24 protein-coding genes are annotated in these 19,692 nt (G+C 54.4%); 17 read left to right on the top strand and 7 right to left on the bottom strand.

Translation table 11 applies throughout. The features are described 5' to 3' along the window. Window positions 1–15 precede the first annotated feature (15 nt). From ACZ5M3_RS03910 to rpl18a, 7 genes are all read left to right on the top strand, one after another. Window positions 16–1,704, top strand: coding sequence for an acyl-CoA mutase large subunit family protein (locus ACZ5M3_RS03910; RefSeq protein WP_464840704.1), 1,689 nt, complete (start codon window positions 16–18; stop codon window positions 1,702–1,704). Between the two features lie 98 nt (window positions 1,705–1,802). Next, window positions 1,803–2,900, top strand: a complete 1,098-nt coding sequence (locus ACZ5M3_RS03905; RefSeq protein ID WP_464840363.1) for a hypothetical protein — start codon at window positions 1,803–1,805, stop codon at window positions 2,898–2,900. A 12-nt stretch (window positions 2,901–2,912) separates the two neighbouring features. Continuing rightward, entirely contained in the window at window positions 2,913–4,349 is a 1,437-nt protein-coding gene (locus ACZ5M3_RS03900) for a hypothetical protein (RefSeq protein WP_464840362.1), read from the top strand. A 54-nt stretch (window positions 4,350–4,403) separates the two neighbouring features. Next, window positions 4,404–4,559, top strand: coding sequence for a 50S ribosomal protein L39e (locus ACZ5M3_RS03895; protein ID WP_088180793.1), 156 nt, complete (start codon window positions 4,404–4,406; stop codon window positions 4,557–4,559). Between the two features lie 10 nt (window positions 4,560–4,569). After that, a complete protein-coding gene (locus ACZ5M3_RS03890) occupies window positions 4,570–4,842 on the top strand; it encodes a 50S ribosomal protein L31e (protein ID WP_464840360.1) in 273 nt (90 codons plus the stop codon). A 27-nt stretch (window positions 4,843–4,869) separates the two neighbouring features. Then, window positions 4,870–5,556: a translation initiation factor IF-6 gene (locus ACZ5M3_RS03885; protein WP_464840359.1), complete on the top strand. Its 687-nt coding sequence runs from the start codon at window positions 4,870–4,872 to the stop codon at window positions 5,554–5,556. 18 nt (window positions 5,557–5,574) lie between these two features. After that, window positions 5,575–5,805, top strand: a complete 231-nt coding sequence (gene rpl18a / locus ACZ5M3_RS03880; RefSeq protein WP_464840358.1) for a 50S ribosomal protein L18Ae — start codon at window positions 5,575–5,577, stop codon at window positions 5,803–5,805. Between the two features lie 6 nt (window positions 5,806–5,811). Here the strand turns inward: rpl18a and ACZ5M3_RS03875 are convergent, their stop codons facing one another. Then, on the bottom strand, window positions 5,812–6,432 hold the full coding sequence (locus ACZ5M3_RS03875; RefSeq protein ID WP_464840357.1) for a DUF7411 family protein: 621 nt from the start codon (window positions 6,430–6,432) through the stop codon (window positions 5,812–5,814). Between the two features lie 92 nt (window positions 6,433–6,524). Between ACZ5M3_RS03875 and ACZ5M3_RS03870 the strand changes: the two genes are divergently transcribed. The 7 genes from ACZ5M3_RS03870 (at window position 6,525) to ACZ5M3_RS03840 (ending at window position 9,821) form a co-directional block, all read left to right on the top strand. Next, window positions 6,525–6,773 (top strand): AbrB/MazE/SpoVT family DNA-binding domain-containing protein, encoded by a 249-nt coding sequence (locus tag ACZ5M3_RS03870; protein WP_464840702.1) that lies wholly within the window; start codon window positions 6,525–6,527, stop codon window positions 6,771–6,773. Continuing rightward, window positions 6,770–7,168, top strand: a complete 399-nt coding sequence (locus tag ACZ5M3_RS03865) for a type II toxin-antitoxin system VapC family toxin (RefSeq protein WP_464840356.1) — start codon at window positions 6,770–6,772, stop codon at window positions 7,166–7,168. The genes ACZ5M3_RS03870 and ACZ5M3_RS03865 overlap by 4 nt, the downstream gene beginning before the upstream one ends. Window positions 7,169–7,241: 73 nt before the next feature. Further along, the gene (locus ACZ5M3_RS03860) at window positions 7,242–7,658 is read left to right on the top strand and encodes a YhbY family RNA-binding protein (RefSeq protein WP_464840355.1); all 417 of its coding nucleotides are present in this window, start codon (window positions 7,242–7,244) and stop codon (window positions 7,656–7,658) included. 2 nt (window positions 7,659–7,660) lie between these two features. Beyond that, window positions 7,661–8,113 carry a 30S ribosomal protein S19e gene (locus ACZ5M3_RS03855; RefSeq protein ID WP_297092746.1) on the top strand — a complete coding sequence of 151 codons (453 nt, stop codon included), beginning with the start codon at window positions 7,661–7,663 and terminating at the stop codon, window positions 8,111–8,113. Window positions 8,114–8,250: 137 nt separating this feature from the next. Then, window positions 8,251–8,589 (top strand): DNA-binding protein, encoded by a 339-nt coding sequence (locus ACZ5M3_RS03850; protein WP_464840354.1) that lies wholly within the window; start codon window positions 8,251–8,253, stop codon window positions 8,587–8,589. 15 nt (window positions 8,590–8,604) lie between these two features. Further along, window positions 8,605–8,883, top strand: coding sequence for a hypothetical protein (locus tag ACZ5M3_RS03845; RefSeq protein ID WP_464840353.1), 279 nt, complete (start codon window positions 8,605–8,607; stop codon window positions 8,881–8,883). A 38-nt stretch (window positions 8,884–8,921) separates the two neighbouring features. Continuing rightward, window positions 8,922–9,821, top strand: coding sequence for a transcription initiation factor IIB (locus ACZ5M3_RS03840; protein ID WP_464840352.1), 900 nt, complete (start codon window positions 8,922–8,924; stop codon window positions 9,819–9,821). Window positions 9,822–9,834: 13 nt separating this feature from the next. Here ACZ5M3_RS03840 and fen read toward each other — a convergent pair whose 3' ends face one another. Both fen and ACZ5M3_RS03830 read right to left on the bottom strand, forming a co-directional pair. Next, complete coding sequence (fen, locus tag ACZ5M3_RS03835; RefSeq protein WP_464840351.1) at window positions 9,835–10,860, bottom strand: flap endonuclease-1; 1,026 nt, start codon at window positions 10,858–10,860, stop codon at window positions 9,835–9,837. A 96-nt stretch (window positions 10,861–10,956) separates the two neighbouring features. Further along, the gene (locus ACZ5M3_RS03830; protein WP_464840350.1) at window positions 10,957–11,400 is read right to left on the bottom strand and encodes a phosphate-starvation-inducible PsiE family protein; all 444 of its coding nucleotides are present in this window, start codon (window positions 11,398–11,400) and stop codon (window positions 10,957–10,959) included. A gap of 195 nt (window positions 11,401–11,595) precedes the next feature. On the opposite strand from ACZ5M3_RS03830, the gene acs reads away from it, so the two are divergent. Together acs and ACZ5M3_RS03820 are read left to right on the top strand one after the other, a co-directional pair. Next, complete coding sequence (gene acs, locus ACZ5M3_RS03825) at window positions 11,596–12,990, top strand: acetate--CoA ligase alpha subunit (protein ID WP_464840349.1); 1,395 nt, start codon at window positions 11,596–11,598, stop codon at window positions 12,988–12,990. Window positions 12,991–13,087: 97 nt separating this feature from the next. Continuing rightward, window positions 13,088–13,795 (top strand): metallophosphoesterase family protein, encoded by a 708-nt coding sequence (locus ACZ5M3_RS03820; protein ID WP_464840348.1) that lies wholly within the window; start codon window positions 13,088–13,090, stop codon window positions 13,793–13,795. 9 nt (window positions 13,796–13,804) lie between these two features. Here ACZ5M3_RS03820 and ACZ5M3_RS03815 read toward each other — a convergent pair whose 3' ends face one another. From ACZ5M3_RS03815 to ACZ5M3_RS03805, 3 genes are all read right to left on the bottom strand, one after another. Next, window positions 13,805–14,131 carry a PRC-barrel domain-containing protein gene (locus tag ACZ5M3_RS03815; protein WP_464840347.1) on the bottom strand — a complete coding sequence of 109 codons (327 nt, stop codon included), beginning with the start codon at window positions 14,129–14,131 and terminating at the stop codon, window positions 13,805–13,807. A gap of 75 nt (window positions 14,132–14,206) precedes the next feature. Then, window positions 14,207–16,723: a CDC48 family AAA ATPase gene (locus tag ACZ5M3_RS03810; protein ID WP_464840346.1), complete on the bottom strand. Its 2,517-nt coding sequence runs from the start codon at window positions 16,721–16,723 to the stop codon at window positions 14,207–14,209. Further along, window positions 16,720–17,490, bottom strand: coding sequence for a hypothetical protein (locus ACZ5M3_RS03805; RefSeq protein ID WP_464840345.1), 771 nt, complete (start codon window positions 17,488–17,490; stop codon window positions 16,720–16,722). The genes ACZ5M3_RS03810 and ACZ5M3_RS03805 overlap by 4 nt, the downstream gene beginning before the upstream one ends. A 130-nt stretch (window positions 17,491–17,620) precedes the next feature. On the opposite strand from ACZ5M3_RS03805, the gene ACZ5M3_RS03800 reads away from it, so the two are divergent. Continuing rightward, window positions 17,621–17,776: a hypothetical protein gene (locus tag ACZ5M3_RS03800; RefSeq protein ID WP_464840344.1), complete on the top strand. Its 156-nt coding sequence runs from the start codon at window positions 17,621–17,623 to the stop codon at window positions 17,774–17,776. 139 nt (window positions 17,777–17,915) lie between these two features. On the opposite strand, the gene ACZ5M3_RS03795 is transcribed toward ACZ5M3_RS03800, so the two are convergent. Beyond that, window positions 17,916–19,289, bottom strand: coding sequence for an ATP-binding protein (locus tag ACZ5M3_RS03795; RefSeq protein WP_464840343.1), 1,374 nt, complete (start codon window positions 19,287–19,289; stop codon window positions 17,916–17,918). Window positions 19,290–19,692 lie beyond the last annotated feature (403 nt).

Raw genomic sequence — 19,692 nt, 5'->3', positions numbered from 1 at the left:
GGGCAGGTGGTAGGCATGACCTTCGATAAGGAGAAGCTCACGAAGATTAGGGATGAGGAGAAGCGCTGGGAGGAAACTACCGTCAAAAAGTTCATAGAGAAGAGACCCGAGAGAAAGGAGAAGTTCATGACGGACGACGGTTTTGAGATAAAGCGCGTTTACACCCCCGCCGACCTCGGTGAGGAATGGGACTACATGGAAAAGCTCGGCTTCCCGGGCGAATATCCCTTCACCCGCGGAGTTTACGCCACCATGTACCGCGGCCGCTTCTGGACGATGAGGCAGTACGCAGGTTTCGGAACCGCTGAGGAGTCAAACAGGCGCTACAAATACCTGCTCGCTCAGGGGCAGACCGGTCTGAGCGTCGCCTTTGACCTTCCCACCCAGATAGGCTACGACTCCGACCACCCGATGAGCGAGGGTGAGGTCGGGAAGGTCGGCGTCGCCATAGACTCCCTCTGGGACATGCGCGTCCTCTTCGACGGAATCCCGCTCGACAAGGTCTCAACCTCGATGACCATCAACTCTACAGCGGCCAACCTTCTCGCCATGTACATCCTCGTTGCGGAGGAGCAGGGAGTTCAGCCGAACCAGCTTCGCGGAACGGTCCAGAACGACATCCTGAAGGAGTACATAGCGAGGGGAACCTACATCTTCCCGCCCCAGCCGAGCATGAGGCTCACGACCGACATCATAATGTACTGCGCCGAGAACGTCCCCAAGTGGAACCCAATCTCGATAAGCGGCTATCACATCCGCGAGGCCGGAGCCAACGCCGTCCAGGAAGTTGCCTTCACCCTCGCGGACGGTATCGAGTACGTCAAAGCTGTCATAGACAGGGGTATGGACGTGGACAAGTTCGCCGGAAGGCTGAGCTTCTTCTTCAACGCCCACAACAACTTCTTGGAAGAGATCGCCAAGTTCAGGGCCGCGAGAAGGCTCTGGGCCTACATAATGAAGGAGTGGTTCAACGCCAAGAACCCGCGCTCAATGCTCCTGCGCTTCCACACCCAGACGGCCGGTTCAACGCTCACCGCCCAGCAGCCGGAGAACAACATAGTTAGGGTTGCGATTCAGGCCCTTGCTGCCGTCCTCGGCGGAACCCAGAGTCTGCACACCAACTCCTACGACGAGGCTCTGAGCCTCCCGACCGAGAAGAGCGTTAGGATAGCTCTGAGGACGCAGCAGATCATCGCCTACGAGAGCGGAGTGGTCGACACCATCGACCCGCTCGGAGGCAGCTACTACATCGAGTGGCTCACGGACCACATCTACGAAGAAGCTTTGAAGTACATCGAGAAGATCCAGAAGATGGGTGGCATGATGCGTGCTATTGAGCGCGGCTACATCCAGAAGGAGATAGCCGAGAGCGCCTACAAGTACCAGAGGGAAGTGGAGGAGAAGAAACGCATCATCGTCGGCGTGAACGAGTTCATAGTCGACGAGCCGCTCGACGTCGAGATACTCAAGGTTGACCCGAGCATCAGGGAGAAGCAGATCGAGAGGCTCAGGAAGCTCCGCTCCGAGCGCGATAACAAGAAGGTCGAGGAGGCCCTCGATAAGCTCAGGAAGGCCGCCGAAACAGACGACGAGAACCTAATGCCCTACATCATCGAGGCCCACAGGCACCTTGCGACACTCGGCGAGGTCACCGACGTCCTGAGGGAGGTCTGGGGCGAGTACAGGGCTCCTCTGATATTCTGAGCTTCGTCTCTTTCTTTCAATCAAGTGTCTTGCTAGGTTTTCATTTCTATCGAGTAAAACTTATAAATTTATCATTGGATTTTTTCTCAGTGATGTGAGTGAGAAGAGTTGTTGGACTGATTATTTCAATCTTAGTATTCGGGTTAGTTCTACAGCCCGCACTCGCCACCAAGGATGCGATTCAGCAGACAACCGCGGGAATAAGGGTGTATGAAATCGAGATTTATGGGGTCCCAGTGAAGCTCGTTATAGCCGATAACTCCAGTTTGAACACACCGGAGGAAGTTAAGGCATTTATTGAGAGTCATATTTCTCCTGAAGAGTTCGTGGACGGTTCTGCCATTAACGTTAAATCTGCCACATCCACGCAGGGTTTGGCACATTCAACTTGGTCAAACGAACATCCATTACTGCTTTCGATGAAATCAATGGGAACCGCGATGTCCACGGGTACTAGTGTGTTCGTCCCATCGGCTATGGCTATCATGTTCATTCCAGTTTTTGTAGTAGGTGAATGGGTTTTAACCGCACTTTATGCACTCCTTGCAATGGCGGTAGTAATGTTTTCCATCGAAGTTGCCGAGGCCATTTACGAATACAGTGATGAAATTCGTGAAAAGCTCGATAGCGCTTACCAGTACTTCTACAACTACATAGAAGAGCGAAAAAAGGATGAAAAAACAATCCACATCTATGAAAGAGAGTTTCATGGCGGTCTTCCTAAGAGGATTTACGTGAAGGAATTTGTTCATAAAAAAGACAAGGATTTTAAAGTTACCGTTGGGGAACTGGTTGGAGTAATTCTCACCGTTCCTTCAGGCAAACTTGCTCTTAACGCTACTGTAAAGAATTTAAAGGAAGGTAACTGGGAGCTGGCGGCTTTAAAGGGAATCCGGTTCATTATTGGGGCAACAGGAGAGGCAGTGGCATACCTCGCAATGGAAAGGGTGTATAATGCCAAGAATATAACCTTACCTAAAAAGCCCAATGAGAAAGGACCCGATTTTCCTTATGTTGATATTCCGAATATTTCTTTGACAAAATGGGAAGCAAAGGGAACCACAGTTTTCAGAGTTACCTCATTGATAAGGGATGGCTACTACCGCAATCTGGAAGGTCAGCCTGGCATAGTCTCCGTTTATCGGATGTATAAGTCAAATCTTTACGTGGCGTTTATCTACGGAAGCGCTTCATAAGGGGGGATTGCATTGAACCTTCCATCAATCGCACTAAACTACATCTCTGCAAGGAATATCTGGAAGGATGTTAAGAGAGGGATAAGTATAACTAAAAAAGAACCCCTACCTAAAAAAGAAGCCATAAGGCAATTAAAGAAGCTACTCCCCCAAGTACTTTCTAATTTTTCGTGGGGAGTTATTGGGTTTTTTGGAAGCGATGAAATTACTCTCAGAGAGGAACTCGGGCCTGCCGTTATATCTTTGGGAACCTCTAATAGGGAGGCACTTCTTAGAGAAGCATGTTCATACATTGAGGAAATACTGGATTACTCAAAAATTCAAGATGTGAACCTTTTAGACATCCTAAAAAATCATCCCGATGTCTACAACAAATTTAAAATTGCAAGAAAACTATGTTACTTCCATTCTAAAATCTCCGAGGATTCCCCGATACCTAAGGAAGAAGTAGCGGAACTCTGTGAGTCAATATTAGTGGAAGCTAAAGAGGATATTTTCTACCAGATTCTTGTCAGACTTAAAGATTACCTCAAATCCCACAGTTTTGAAGTTCCAGAGGAGCTCATAGAGGCTCTGGAGAAGTTCCCTAAGCCTAAGGAGGTTGATTACTGGGAGGAGTATCAGAAAACGCTGAGGGAATTCGATGAAAAGGGCAGGAAGTTCCATGAGGAGGCTAAAAAGGAGTGGGAGCTTGTTGCGAGCGGAAACGCTGAAGACCCGATAGGCTCCATTCAGGACATCATCTGGAAGCTCAGCGAGGCTGCTGTTTATAACTTCGCCCTTAGAAGGTTCAAGCTTGTCAAAGAAGCTTACGAGATTTTTCTCAAAGCCTATGAATATGCGAAGGAGAACAGCCTGTTTAAGACGAAGCTCAGCGAGGACATCTGGCTCGGAAAGCTCAAACGTGTGAACCTCAAGTGGGGCAATGACATAAGGTGGTTTGAGGACTACCGTGTCATCTCCAACAGAATAATAAGGCTCACGAGGATTGCCGAGTTTATGATGTGGAAACGCAGAATTCCGGAGTTCCTGTATGCCAACCCATACATTAACCTGGGGGGAGACTACGAGCATAATGACCCTCCACTATGGGCCCTCACGAAGGCTCTGATGATGATACTCGACCATAACAGGTCGAAAGGCAATCTTTCCACTCTTAAACTCCAGGAGGAAGTGCTGGATTACGCATTGAGGCTCAACCTTCTTTGGCCGGAAGACGTTAAGGTTCTTGAGTGCAAAGACGGCAAATGCATCGTTTTCAGGGGCGAAATATCTGAAGACGGCCTCCATGGCTTCAAAAAGTATCCTTTTGATGCAGACGTTGTATTTTACAGGGGCAAAGATACAGTTATTGGCTACTCTAGAATGAGAAAGCTGGGATACGTATGCGGAAAAGAGGGAGTTGACGAGCTGATTCGAGAAGCACTTAGACCCCACAAAAAAGCTTAAAAAAGGATAGCCAAAGCATCAACAGGCATCATGATAATCCCGGGAGGTGTAGTTATGGCGAGAAACAAGCCGCTTGCGAAGAAGCTCAGACTTGCCAAGGCCGCGAAGCAGAACAGGCGCATTCCGGTCTGGGTCATCGTCAAGACCAACAGGGAGGTCATGACCCACCCCAAGAGGAGGATGTGGAGAAGGACCAAGCTTAAGGAGTGAGGTGATGTAAATGCCGATCAAGCCCGGAGAGGAAGTCATATTCGTCGTCCCCATTAAGAAGATAAAGAAGCGCGTTCCGCGCTGGAAGAGAGCCCCGAGGGCTGCTCGCTTCGTCCGCGAGTGGATAGCGAGGCACGCAAAGGCCGATGAGGTCATCATCGGCACCGACGTCAACGAGAAGCTCTGGGAGCGCGGAGCGGAGAAGCCGCCCAACAAGCTCCGCGTTAAGGTTATCGTCGAAGAGGAAGAGGGCAAGAGGATCGCCAAGGTCTCCCTCGCCTGATTCCTTTTAATTTAACGAGGTGACGAGATGCACATAGAAAGGCTCGATTTTGAGAACTCTCCGTATCTGGGCGTTTACGGTACTGCCACCGACAGGCTAGTCCTCATCAGGGAGGGCCTCGGCGAGAAGAAGCTCGGGGTTCTCAGGGAGGTTCTCAAGGTTCCGCTCATCGAGACGAGCATAATGAAGTCGCGCATAGTCGGTATATTCGCAGCAGGAAACTCCAACGCGATAATAGTACCATGGTACGTCTGGGACGCGGAGCTGGAGAAGATAAACAGCCAGCTCAGGGAACACGGCATAGATACGGAGGTGGTTCCCTTCCAGAGCACCCTCACGGCCTTCGGCAACCTCATCCTGGCCAACGACAGGGCGGCGCTGATAAGCTCCAAGTTCACCCGGGAGGAGGCCAAAAAACTCGAGGACATACTCGGCGTTGAGGTCGAGAGGGGAATGATCGGTGACTTCCACGCCGTGGGAAGCGTCGGAGTGGTCACCAACAGGGGCGGCCTAGTTCACCCCGAGGCGACCGACGAGGAGCTTGAGTGGCTCCGCGACCTCTTCAAGGTTGATATATACGTCGGAACCGCCAACATGGGCGTTCCCTTCGTTGGCTCATGCATGCTGGCGAACTCTCACGGTGTCGTCGTGGGGCACCTGACCACCGGACCCGAGATAGTGAAGATTGAGGAAGCCTTGGGCTTCCTTGACTGATGATTGGAGGTGTGAGGAATGGAGGTTAAGGTCTTCCGCGTTAGGGGCGTTTTCGAGAGGAACGGAAAGAGGGAGAAGTTCACCAGGGAGTACCGCGGCCTCAAGGCCGAGGATGTCATCGAGATACTCTACTCCGAGGTCGGTAGCAAGCACCGCGTTCCAAGGAACAAGATATGGATCGAGAGCGTTGAGGAGATAAAGCCCGAAGAGGCCGAGAACCCGATAGTCAGAAAGCTCAGCGGGCTCTGATTACCTCTATTTCTTCGCGGCTTTTCTACCTCCTTCCTTCCAGCCGAGAACCCTCGACTGGTAGTGCCTCTTTGGGAATATCCCCAGCGGGTCGATTCCCCTCTCGCGGAGCAGGTGTCTGAGCTCGACCTCGTAGTCGGCCTTCTCAAGCTCCTCGCTCTCCCTGATCTCAACGACGAAGAGCCTCTCGGTCAACTCCCTTATCGTCTTGTAGCCGAGGCCGAGGAGGGGTCTTATGTATGCAACCCCAAAGCGGTCCTCCAGCGAGCGGGCCTTCGGCAGATCGAGGAATGGAACGCGGTTGTCCCTCCTCGTCCCGTCGCTTATCCGCTCGACCTCGGGGAGTGAGGCCAGCGCTTCTAAAGCTTTCTCGTGGATGAACTGTATGGCGTTGTTGGGGTGGCCGTCTCTCACGGCCATATCGGCGGCCTTTTCGAGTATCCCCCTCGGCAGGTAGACAACCTGATGCTCGAAGCCGAGCCGTTCGGCGGTCTCCCTCGCGAATCGCCAGTTGTCGAGGGTTCCAAAGCTCACCGTAACGAGTCTGACCTCGTAGCCTAGTCTGGTTAGAATCCACGCGGCCAAGCTTGAGTCCTTTCCCCCCGAGTAGAGGTGATGGACGATCATGGTTTCACCAGGAGACCTTAGTTTGTCCCCTCTTAAATCCTCTCCCCGAAAGGGTTATTAGGTGATCGGGTAATACCCAATCGGTGAGTGTAATGCCAGTTGTGACTAAGAAATACCAGGTAACGATCCCGAAAGAAGTCCGGGAAGCCCTCGGGATTAAGGCAGGGGATGAGGTAGTTTTCGTAAGAACGAAAGAGGGTTACGTGATAAAGCCTCTCAGGGAGTTCCTGCGGGAAATGGCAGAGATGGCTAGGGGCATAGAAGAAACGGTTGAGGAAGTTCGGACCGGACTTGCTAGGGGAATTGAGCGTTCGCTTAGGGAGCTGGAGGGTCACGAATGAAGGCCGTTCTTGATACTAACGTCTTCAATAACTGGGAGTTCCTTGAATGGCTTAAAGAATCGAGCATCGAGCCCGTCATAAACACCGTTACCTACACGGAGTACCTCTACCACCTTGCCAAAAAGATTGGAAATTTTGAAATCGCACTCGACAACTTTGAAACTCTTCTCTGGACCGTTGGGATTCGGGTGGTCTCTTTTGATGTTGAATCTGCTAGAATCGCCGCCCGGAATGTTCTCGGCCGCTGGGACTTCTCCAAAAACACGAGGGACTACATGATAGGCTCTCTAGCGGTGAAGCTGAACGCTCCGCTCGTTACAAACAACAAGAGGCACTTCGAGTGGCTTTCCGAGGTGTATACCCCCAAGGAATTTATGGGGAAGTTCGGGTCTTGAGTAAAGGGTGCAACACCTTTAAAAGGCCAACCTTTTTAAAGTGCTTGACCGCGAGAGCTAAGAGGTGAGAGAGATGGAGAAACGCTTACCCGGAAAGGTGAGACGCGCCATAAGGGCGAGATACTACGACATCCCCCCGAGGGCGTGGATAGGCAAGAGAGGGCTGGATAAGGGTGTTATCGAGGAGATAAACACCCAGCTTGAGAAGGACGGTATCCTGAAGGTGGAAATAAGGAAAGGGGCGCTCATAAGCACCGAGATGGACAGGCGTCAGCTTGCCGAGAAGGTAGCGGAGATGACGGACAGCGAGCTCATCGAGGTTCGCGGCAAAAGGTTTATATTGTTCAAACCGAGGGAAGGTTGGGAAAAGTATTTAAGGAAGCTCCAGAGAAAGGAGCTTTCGAAGGAAAAGCGGGAGGAGAAGCCCGTTAAGAAAGTCAGGCTCGATATCGCTCAGTTCAGGAGGAAATTCAAGAAGGGGAGGGATTGAAAGTGGCGACAGTTTATGACGTTCCCGGTGATTTGCTCGTTGAGAGGGTCGCAAAGGCTCTCAAGGAGATCGAGGCCATAAAGCCGCCTGAGTGGGCACCCTTCGTCAAGACCGGAAGACACAAGGAGCGCCTCCCGGAGCAGGAGGACTGGTGGTACTACAGGGTTGCCAGCATCTTCAGGAAGATCTACATCGACGGGCCGGTCGGAATCGAGCGCCTTAGGACATGGTACGGCGGCAGGAAGAACCGCGGACACGCCCCGGAGCACTTCTACAAGGCCGGGGGGAGCATCATAAGGAAGGCCCTCCAGCAGCTCGAGCAGGCTGGCTTCGTCCAGAAGGTTCCGGGCGAGGGAAGGATCGTCACCCCGCAGGGCCAGAGCTTTCTCGACAAGATCGCCACCGAGCTCAAGAAGGAGCTTGAGGAGCAGATTCCGGAGCTCAAGAAGTACTGAGGGCTTCGGCCCTTTAAACCCTTTACTGCCTAACGGTTTCTTCTGGGCACTTTTCACCCTCGAGCGCTTTCTTGAGTCACCAGTCGAAACGTAAAGCCTTTTAACCCCCTACCCAATCTTAACCCGGAGGTGAGAGGATGGCCGAGGACATAGAGGAGATCAGGAAGCGCAAGCTCATGGAACTGCAGAAGAAGTACCTTGAGCAGCAGAAGGCGCAGGAGGAGGCCATAAGGCAGGAGATGGAGCTTGAAGCCCAGCTCAACGCGATAATGAGGAGGATTCTCACTCAGGACGCCAGGGAGAGGCTCGGGAGGGTGAAACTGGTTCGCCCTGAACTGGCGAGACAGGTCGAGCTGGTTCTCGTTCAGCTCTACCAGGCCGGGCAGATAAGGGAGCCCATAGACGATGCCAAGCTGAAGAAAATACTCGCCCAGATCGATGCAAGGACGAGACGGGACTTCAGGATTAAGTGGTAGCCAGAAGGTGCTCCCATGGACGCCAGGGAGATAGTCAGGATACTCGACGAGAAGGGGGAGGTCAGTCTCGAAACCTGGAAGGCCGTCTCGGTTAAGAGGAACAAGGACGGAACCGTTGACGTTCTCTACAAGAACCTTCACGTCGGGACGGACGATGACCCGGTCTTCCTCTGGATTTACGCCAACATAGTTGAGGACGACTGGGACGTCCGCGTTCTGGAGCGGATAACCTTCAAGCGCGAAGACCTCGCCTGGTTACTCCGCTACGTTGTGAAAAAAGGAGAAGGTTTATAAGGGCTTTATAAAATAGCCGGCCGGTTGGGGGTGTTTGAGTGAGCAAGCGTAGGGTCTGCCCGGTCTGTGGCTCGACGGAGTTCATCTACGACCCGGGTAGGGGAGAGGTAGTCTGTAAGGTTTGCGGTTATGTTATTGAGGAGAACGTCATAGATATGGGTCCCGAGTGGCGCGCCTTTGATGCGAGCCAGAGGGAGAAGAGAGCGAGAGTTGGTGCTCCTGAGAGCATTCTCCTTCACGATAAGGGTCTTTCAACGGATATTGGAATTGACAGGAACCTTTCCGGCTTGATGCGTGAAAAGATGTACCGTCTGAGGAAGTGGCAGTCCCGCCTGAGGGTCAGCGATGCAGCCGAGAGGAACCTCGCCTTTGCCCTCAGTGAGCTCGACAGAATAGCCAGCCAGCTCAAGCTTCCCAGGCACGTTGAGGAGGAAGCGGCGAGACTCTACCGTGAGGCCGTAAGAAAGGGCCTCATAAGGGGGCGCTCCATTGAGAGCGTTATCGCCGCCTGTGTTTATGCCGCATGCAGGCTCCTGAAGGTTCCGAGAACTCTCGATGAGATAGCGGACATCTCTCGCGTTGACAAGAAGGAGATAGGCAGGAGCTTCCGCTTTGTTGCCCGGAACCTCAACCTCACTCCCAAGAAGCTCTTCGTCAAGCCGACCGACTACGTCAACAAGTTCGCCGACGAGCTCGGACTCAGTGAGAAGGTGAGGAGGCGCGCGATAGCCATACTCGACGAGGCATACGACAAGGGGTTAACGAGCGGAAAGAGCCCCGCAGGTCTGGTCGCGGCCGCCCTCTACATTGCCGGCCTGCTGGAGGACGAGAAGAGAACCCAGAGGGAGGTTGCAGAAGTCGCGCGCGTCACCGAGGTCACCGTCAGAAACCGCTACAAGGAGCTCGTTGACAAGCTCAACCTGAAGATTCCGGTTTGATAAAAAGAGATGGTCAGCGCTTTCCGAACCAGCTCTCCAGCGTCGCCTGTTTTCCTGCTTTTACAGCTTTTCTCAGCCTCTCAAGGCCGTTCCTCACCCTTTCCTCGCTGAAGTCGTGTTCATCGCAGAGGAACTTGAGGATTCCCTCCTCGTCCGGCTCGCGCCACCTGAGCTCGTACTCGTCCGTGACGGGAGGATTGAGGAAGAACTCCTTTATCGCGTAGAGGTCGACTTCACTGTCCCTGTTGTACTTCTTCAGCGGATCTTTGGTGCGCCTGACTATTGTAAGGGCCTTCTTTGGCCCGATGCCCTTTACCCCGCCGGGGTTGTAGTCCGTGCCGACCAGTATGGCCATCTCTATGAGCTTCTCCCTGTCCACGCCGAGCTCCTTGAGCACTTCGTCCAGCACTATCAGCTCCGGCCGGACTTCAACGTAGACGTTCTTCCCGGGGAGCTTCCTCCTGCCCGTTATCGTGACGTTCCTCACCAGCCTGGGAGCACCGAAGAGGAGCGAATCGTAGTCCTGACTGGCCGAGGCGTAGACCTTCTTTCTTGCGGCCATGTAAGCGGCCTGAGCCTCACCCTCGCTAGGCGCCTGGATTACGGGGATTCCCATCAGCTCAAGGAGCCTCTTGGCGTCGTTTATCAGCCCCTCGTTGACCCTGGTTGCACGCATCGCGTACTTCTTTGCCTCCTCAAGCTCGCCGCGCTCCAGGGCCTCGTACCACTTCTCCTCGGCCTCTTCCCTGGCCTCACGGCGCTTCTCTATTTCCTTCTTCTTGAACTCCGGTGGCTTGCCGTCGAAAACGTACGCTGGCTTTATCCCTGCCTCCATGAGGTTGATGTTCCTGTAGAAGAGGCCGCTGAGGTGGGAGGTTATCCTGCCTCTGGAGTCCATGAGGGGAGTACCGTCCCTCTGCCTTATGGTTGAGAGGAACTGGTATATGGCGTTGAACGCGTCTATCGCAATCTTTCTCCCGTAGAGGTTCTCCAGTTCAATCTCCTTCCTCGGAACGAGCTCTCCAATCTGTACACCCACCAGTCACCACCTGAGAACGGTTTTGGTGCAGGGAGTATTTAGCCTTTGCCTCAGCCTACCGGATTGCTCCTCACCCCTCGGGGAGGGGAAGGGTCATCATCGGCCTTTCCCATGCTCTATGAGGAACTCCTCGTGCTGAGTGGCCCTCTTCCTCTCCTGGACGTATATCCAGCCCATCACGAAGAGCAGGATGGCCATCCCCACGAGTGTCTGCCAGCCGAGCTTTGAGTAGTCGGGGGTTATTATGATCTTTCTCACCATCGCTAGAATCCCAAGCTCGACGACGTTCCTCATGCTCACGTGGTGCTCCTTGAGGTACATGGAAAGCAGCTCAAGGATTTCGAGGAAGATTATTATCATAACTATCTCGTGGAGGACCAACTCGATTTCAAAATTCACAATGCTCATCTTCACTAGGTCGAACATCATGTAGAGCACGTAGCCCATTGTAATCGTAGCGAGGCCTACGACAACCAGGTCGAAGGCAACGGTAAGCCAGTGCATCACGTGTTTTTCAATTATGGAGGGTTCACGGGCCATCACATTCCCCTTAGATATCTGATGCCAATTAATAAAAACCTTTTTAGCGGCCCAGGTGGGGAACCAATGGATGGTTATGAACCCAAGGTTCTTTAAACGTCCGTCGAGCCTCCCATCGTCAAAACGAGAAGGGAAAAGTTATAACCCGTTTTACGGACGTGAAACTGTAACTTTCATTCAGGTGAGGTGATTGAGATGGACGGAAACTTGGAGGCCCTCTTCAGACCCAAGAGCATCGCCGTCATCGGCGCTTCTGAAAAACCGGGCAAGATAGGATACGCCGTCATGAAAAACCTCGTTGAGTACGGCTACGATGGCAAGATATATCCGATCAACATCAAGGGTGTTGAGATAGAGATAAACGGAAGGAAGTTCCAGTCCTACAAGAGCATCCTCGACGTTCCGGACGAGGTCGACATGGCAGTCATCGTCGTCCCGGCCAAGTTCGTTCCGGGGGTCGTCGAGGAGGCCGGAAAGAAGGGTGTCAAGGTTCTCCCGATAATAAGCTCCGGCTTCGGCGAGCTCGGTGAGGAGGGCAAGAAGGTAGAGAGGCAGATAGTGGAGACCGCACACAAGTACGGCATGAGGATCCTCGGTCCGAACATCTTCGGTGTCGTTTACACCCCCGCCAAGATGAACGCCACCTTCGGGCCGACCGACGTCATGCCGGGCAGCCTTGCCCTCATCAGCCAGAGCGGGGCTTTGGGAATAGCCCTCATGGGCTGGACCATCCTTGAGAAGGTCGGGCTTTCGGCCGTCGTCAGCGTCGGAAACAAGAGCGACATAGACGACGCCGACCTGCTTGAGTTCTTCAAGACCGACGACAACACCAAGGCGATTCTCATCTACATGGAGGGCGTCAAAGACGGTAGGCGCTTCATGGAGGTAGCCAAAGAAGTCAGCAAGGAGAAGCCGATAATCATCATAAAGGCCGGACGGAGCGAGCGCGGTGCCAAGGCAGCCGCCAGCCACACCGGCTCACTCGCCGGTGCCGACAAGATATACGAGGCCGCCTTCAAGCAGAGCGGTGTCCTCCGCGCCCTCACCATCGGCGAGGCCTTCGACTGGGCGAGAACGCTGAGCAACCTCCCCGAGCCAGCTGGTGAGAACCTAGTCATACTCACCAACGGCGGTGGGATAGGGGTTATGGCCACAGATGCAGCGGAGGAGGAGGGACTGCACCTCTACGACAACCTGGAAGACCTGAAAGTCTTCGCCAACCACATGCCGCCCTTCGGCTCCTACAAGAACCCGGTCGACCTGACAGGTATGGCAGGAGCAGAGAGCTACGAGGGTGCCGTTCGCGATGCCCTCGCCAACCCGAACATGCACGCCATAGCGGTGCTCTACTGCCAGACCGCCGTCCTCGACCCGCGCGACCTTGCGAAGATAGTCATCCGCGAGTACAGCGAGAGCGGAAGGAAGAAGCCGCTCGTCGTTGCAATCGTCGGCGGCATCGAGGCCAAGGAAGCCATCGATATGCTCAACGAGGAGGGCATCCCCGCCTATCCGGAGCCGGAGAGGGCGATAAAGGCCCTGGCGGCACTCTACAGGTGGAGCCGCTGGAAGACCAGGCAGAGGAAGGAGTGAACTCCTTTCTTCCTTTTCTAATTCCCCGATTCCTCATCCGGCCCTGCCCGGTAAGTGTTTTTAATGTGCACCTCCCAGATAACTCTGGGGAAGTGCCATGCTCATCGCCCTCATTTCGGACATCCACTCCAACTGGGAGGCACTCCAGGCGGTCTGGAAGGGGGTAAAAAAGGCCGACGCAGTCCTCTGCATGGGCGACCTGGTCGGCTACGGTGCTTCCCCGAACGAGGTCGTTGACTTCGTGAGGAAGCAGATGGAGAGGAGAACCTTCCTCTGCGTCCGCGGCAACCACGACAACGCGGTGGCGTTTGGCCTCGACTGGCGCTTCAACCCCTACGCGAGGCAGGCCGTAAGGTGGCACCAGCGGGTGATGACGAGCGAGAACCTTGAGTTCCTCAGGAGGCTTCCGATAAGGCAGCTCTTCACCGACGACACCGGCAGGAGCTACCTCCTCATCCACGGCTCGCCGAGAGCGCCCATAGACGAGTATCTCTTTCCCTGGTTCTCCGATGGGGAGTTCAGGGCGGTTCTGAGCTACGTCAGGCAGGACGACCTCCTGGTCGGCCACACCCACGTCCCCATGCTGAGGGTTATAGACGGCAGGAGGGTGATAAACCCCGGCGGCGTCGGTCAGCCCCGCGATGGGGACTGGAGGTCTGCTTACGCCATGATTGACACCGAAAAAGAGCCCCCTGACAACGTCGAGTTTCGCCGGGTGGAGTACGATGTCGACTCCGCCGCAGAGAAGATAATAGAAGCGGGGCTTCCAAGGTTTCTGGCGATGAGGCTTTACGAGGGGTATTAAAGGAAGGGATCACTCCCCCGGGGTCTGGGATTCCTCCTCGGAGAGCCTCCTCTTTATCGTGCCGACCCTTCTGAGCTTGGACTTGACGGCGAGCTTGCCCGAGTCTATTATGATTACCTCGCCGATGCTTTTAACCGCGCTGATCGGGATGAGGAGGAGACCCTCGTGATCGGTGACAAACTCGCTCGTGTCGAGATCCTCATCCGGCTCGGCAACTATCACAAGAATATCGCCGGTTTCCTCATCGAAGCTGAGGTCGTAGACCCAGCCGAGCCTTATACCGGTGTCGGTTATCAGCTCCACGTCCCTAAGCTTGGAAGCTATTATCTTGACCATTTTCGCCACCCCTCGGTTTAATCGTGTAAGTTCTTGGGCACCAACGTATAAAACTTTTTCCAAAAGGAAAGGAAATCAGAAGGTGTAGTAGTCCGGCCCCCGCTCCCGCCTCTCGACGCGTGACTTCCTGCTCTCCTCGAAGTTCCTGTAGTAGTCGATCATGTACGGGGTTATGCTCGGCCTGACCTTCTTGAGGGCCTCCTCAAAGTCCCTCCTTGAGACCTTGAGCTTCTCAAGGAACTCCTCGCTCTCCTCCTCGACCAGCTCCACCGGAAGCTCGCGCATTATCCTGCGCATCGCCAGCAGTGCTGCCTCCCTCACGAGGGCCTCGATGTCGGCTCCGGAGTAGCCCTCCGTCCTCTTCGCCAGCTCGCGGAGGTTAACATCGCTGGCCAGGGGGACGCGCCTCGTGTGCACCCTGAGTATCTCCAGTCTGGCCTTCTCGTCCGGCGCCGGAACGAGTATCAGCCTGTCAAACCTGCCGGGCCTGAGGAGGGCAGGGTCAAGGATGTCCGGCCTGTTGGTCGCCGCTATGACGACGACACCGCTGTTCCTCTCGATGCCGTCCATCTCTGTGAGGAGCTGGTTGATGAGCCTGTCCGTGACCCTGCTCATGTCGCTTCCCCTGGCCGGGGCTATTGCATCGATCTCGTCGATGAATATCACCGTCGGAGCGGCCTGGCGAGCTTTCCTGAATATCTCCCTCACGCGCTTCTCGCTCTCGCCGACCCACTTGCTGAGCACTTCCGGCCCGTGGATGCCGATGAAGTTGGCTTCACTCTCCGTTGCGACCGCTTTGGCCAGCAAAGTCTTTCCTGTTCCGGGCGGGCCGTAGAGGAGGACTCCCCTCGGCGGTTCTATTCCGAGCCTCTGGAAGGCCTTCGGGTACTTGAGCGGCCACTCAACGGCCTCCTTGAGTTCCTGCTTTACCTCGTCGAGACCGCCGACGTCCTCCCAGCGAACGTTTGGCACTTCAAGCAGGACTTCCCTGAGGGCGCTCGGCTCGACCATCTTGAGGGCCTCGTAGAAGTCAGCTTTTCTAACGCGAAGCTCCTGGAGAACTTCTGGTGGGATTCTTTCCTGCTCCGGGCTTATCTTGCCCTCGTTGATGAGCCTTCTCAGGACGACCATGGCAGCTTCTCTCGCCAGCGCGGCAAGGTCTGCACCAACGAAGCCGTGCGTCTTCTCGGCTATCTCCTCAAGCATCCTGTCTATCAGCCTGCTCCTGACCTCCGGATAGACCTCGCTCTCGCTCTTGAGGGCCTCCTTGACCTCTTCATCGCTCTTCGCGGCGCTGACCCTCTCGATGAGCCTCTCCAGCTTTGCCCTCTCAAAGGTCTCCCTCCTCATGAGCTCCTTGAGAACCCTGAGGACAGTGGCCTTGTCGTAGTCCGGTTCAAGGGGCATTCCCCTGGTGTGTATCTGGAGTATCTCCTTCCTGCCCTTCTTGTCGGGAACGCCGACCTCAATTTCCCTGTCGAACCTGCCCGGTCTTCTTAAGGCAGGGTCAAGGGCATCCGGCCTGTTGGTGGCGGCGATAACTATGACCTTGCCCCTGCCCTTCAGGCCGTCCATCAGGGTGAGCAGCTGTGAAACGACCCTCTTCTCGACCTCTCCAACCACTTCTTCCCTCTTAGGGGCTATTGCGTCAATTTCGTCAATGAATATGATGCTCGGTGCGTTTTCCTCGGCGTCCTTGAATATCTCCCTCAAACGCTCCTCGCTCTCACCGTAGAACTTGCTCATTATCTCGGGGCCGTTGATGGCTATGAAGTGTGCGTTCGCCTCATTGGCAACGGCCTTGGCGAGGAGCGTCTTACCCGTTCCCGGCGGGCCGTAGAGGAGGACACCCTTCGGCGGCTCGATGCCGAGCCTCTCAAAGAGCTCCGGATGCTTAAGCGGGAGCTCGACCATCTCGCGTATCTTCTGAATCGCATCGCTCAGGCCGCCGATGTCCTCGTAGGTGACCTCCGGGATTGCCTCCTCCCGTATTTCCACCGCCTGCGGGAGAACCTCGACCTCGGTGTTGTAGGTTATCTGGACGATGCCCCTCGGGACGGTGTTCACAACGACGAACTTGAGCTCTCCAAAGCCGAGGGGCATCGTCTCGAAGAGTCCCCTGAGCAGCTCGTCGAAGGGGGAGCCTCCATAGTAACTGCCCTCACTCCTGCTGCTCGCAACGATGAGGTCTCCCTTCAGAACGGGCCTGCCGAGGAGGTTCCCCTTGACCATGTCCCCGGGTATCTGGATGAAGACGCCCTTCTGTGCAGGTGCGAGGACGACCTTCTTCGCCTCCTGCACCTCCGCCTTGGAAACCGTGACGTAGTCTCCTATGCTCACCCCCGCGTTCCTCCTGATGTAGCCGTCCATCCTGATGATGTCCAGTCCGCGGTCGTCGGGGTGAGGGTTGGCCACTATCGCGGCGGTGGTTCTCTCTCCGATCAGCTCAACTATGTCTCCGGGCTCAACGCCGAGCTGCTTCTGGTACTTCCTGTCGAAGCGGACTATTCCCCTGCCAACGTCCCTCTTCAAAGCCTCGGCAACGCGGAGCTTTATCTTCTCGTACCTCTCCTCGTCCTTACCAAAAATCATCTTGACCGCCTCCTTTTTCTCCTCTGTCTCTCTATTGCCTCCTCAAGTGTGAGGTTGCCCAGGGCCACATCCCGGGCCAGTTCGGATGAGATGGTTATCGTGCCGCTCATCTCACGGCTCCTCCTCTTTATGTCCTCTATCTCCTTCTTCGTCGGTTCCTTGACGTCAAGGAGCTCGCTGATTTTAACCTCCCTTCCCTCGCGCAGGCCGATGTTTATGGCCGCCACGATGTCCTGAACCTGGGAAACCTCTATCCCTCCGACCTTGGGGGTAGTTCTTGACTCGTTAACGACGGTTATGGGGTAATCGTATCCCAGCAGGTCGGCGAGGGCTTTCAGCATGAGAATCCTCTGCCTCTTGGCCCCGTGCCCTATCTTGATTTTAGCGCCGGGATACTTCTCCAGCAGGTCGAGTATTACTTCAACGTCCCTCGGGTTCTTCAGGTGGTGAACCTCAAGCACGCGGTTGTCGGCGACGACGCTTAAACCCGGCCTCTCACCGGGGTCGATGGCTATGTACACCCTTTTAAATCTCTCCCTCCCCTCGAGCCTGGCGAGGAGTTCGTCTATAAAGTTCTCGTTCCTCACGATGATCTTGACCGGAAAGTCCACCCTGTCGTAGTCCGCCTCGCCCGTCAGGACGACTTCAACATCGAAGGGTATCCTATCCCCGACCCGAACGCTGTGGAAGGGTATGTGGTACTCCTTCAGCACCTTCGTTGCCAGGTAGTAAACCCTGGCGTCGCTCGTTACTATCGCCACTCTCATGGTTTCTGATACGTCCCCACAATTAAAAACCTTTCTAACCGTTCTAATCAAAAATTTTGGCCACGGGAGGCTTTAATTCTGTGGAAAAAAGTTTATAAGCAATTATTGGCAAGTAGAAAGGGGGATCGGGATGCAGCCTCCTAAGAAAAAGAAGAAGGTCGAGGAGTTTGGGGAGGAAGAGCTCTTCGAGGAAGAGGTGGAGTGGGAACTCGAAGAGGACTGGGAGGACGAGGACTGGGAAGAGGAGTGGGAGGAGGAAGACTGGGAAGAGGAGGAAGAGTGGTAGCAGAGCCCCCTGAGCTTTTCAACCTTCTTCCAGCGGCCGGTTTTTACAGCTCGGTGGCGTAGGCATAGAGGCAGATTTTTGGAGGTTCTCCGGGGTTGGCCCCTCTCTGGAGAGCTCGGCAATTCTCCCGGTGGCTTTTTCAAACTTTGCCTTCAACCGGGGCAAGTCTTTCAAAGTCCTCTAGGTCAAAGACGAGGCAGCCCTCTTCCCTCAGTTCCTCCTTTCCCTCGACACTCTTCGCTATCAATCCGAACCTCCTCGGCAGGGACTTCAAGCTCTTTACGAGTTCAGCTTTTCTTTTCAAATCCCTCAAAACTCCCCGGGCCTCCCTCCTGCTCAGCTCCTTCCACTTCGCCTCAAAGAAGTATGCGGTTCCATCTTTAGTTCCAACAACATCAATCTCCTCCCCTCTGTTCCACCATCTCCCGGCGTGTTCGAAGGCGAACTTCCCCCACAGAAGGTCGAGGGAGGCCTTCTCAAAGACCCAGCCCATGTAGTGGTTGTACTCCCTCTTGATGAGCTCCAACGCTTTCCCGTGCATCTCCCTCTCGACGAGCTCCCGGTTGGGATAGACAAAGCGGAACCAGAAGGCGTAGTAATTGTCTGCTATCTCGTACCTCATGTTCCTCCTCTTCTCGGGCTCGAACACCGGATAGACCTTCCTAACAACTCTAATCCGGACCAGGTTGTCGAGGTACTTCGACACGATTCCCCTGTCAAAACCAGTGTGATCAACTATTTCACCGTGCCTCGTCTTTCCGAGGGATATCGCCCTCAGGATCGCGAAGTAGCGAGCAGGTTCCCTGAACTCCTGCCTCAGAAGGAACTCCGCCTCCGCATAGAGGAAGCTCTCCTTCCTGAGCATGAGGCTTTCGATATTCTCCCAGAAGTCCAGATCGTCTCGGAACTGTCTCAGATAGAGGGGAATACCATCAACGGCACCGTAGACTCTCATCAAATCCTCCCTCGAGTACGAGGGAAGGAAGTTTCTAACGTGCCAGAATTTTAGCGGCTTCAGCTCTATCTGCATCGTTCTCCTGCCGTAGAGCGGGCTTTTATAGCCCATGAGCTCCTCCATCATGCCTATGGAAGAGCCCACCAGGACCAGCTTCACGGGGGAATCCTGGAGGTACAAATCCCACGCCTTCTGGAGAATGGAGGGAAACGATCTATCGTGCTCGACTATGTAGGGAAGCTCGTCTATGACCACGGCAAGCTTCCTGCCTTTTCTGCCTATGTACTCGAAAAGCTCAAGCCAACCGAGGTTCGACCTCTCGAGTACTGGATCATTGAAAAACTCCGCAACCTTCCTCCTGAACTCCCTCAGGTTCTCCTCGCCCCTTTCATCGGCGAGGAAGTATATGGACGGCTTGTCTTTCAGAAACCGGAGAACGAGTGCAGTCTTCCCCACCCTTCTCCTTCCGTAGATGATGACCATCTCCGCTTTCCTGCTCTTCCACATCCTTTCGAGGGCCAAAAGCTCGCCCTCTCTGTTCACGAATTGCTTCATCATGATTAGTCTAATCGTGTTGAAACTATTAAACCTTACGCCTGAACTGTGCACTCAAAAACTCATGGTGCACAAAAACTCAAGAAATCGTGCAGTGCACTGCACAGATTTCCGTCGGGAACGGCTTTATTCGCCAACCGCTCTCAGCTTCACCCTGACCGCTTCATGCCTGTGGGTAACTCCCAGGTAGTCCTTCTCTAACGACACCATCCCGAATGCAGAGCCAACGCATGTGTTAAAGGCCTCCACTCCATCTCGAAGGTGCCGATCTCTCTCCTCCCGCGGTTGGGCTTCACAAAGAGGAACCAGAACTTAAAACACAAACATTATCTTCACAGGGATAATCTTTGTGGGGATAAACGTCAAGGGTTTCGGAAAAGGTAAACACTCCAGCTTACGCAATCCA

The organism is Thermococcus coalescens (assembly GCF_055392585.1).
The sequence above is the reverse complement of the archived record's forward strand: the minus strand, read 5'-3'. Positions and strand labels throughout refer to the sequence as shown.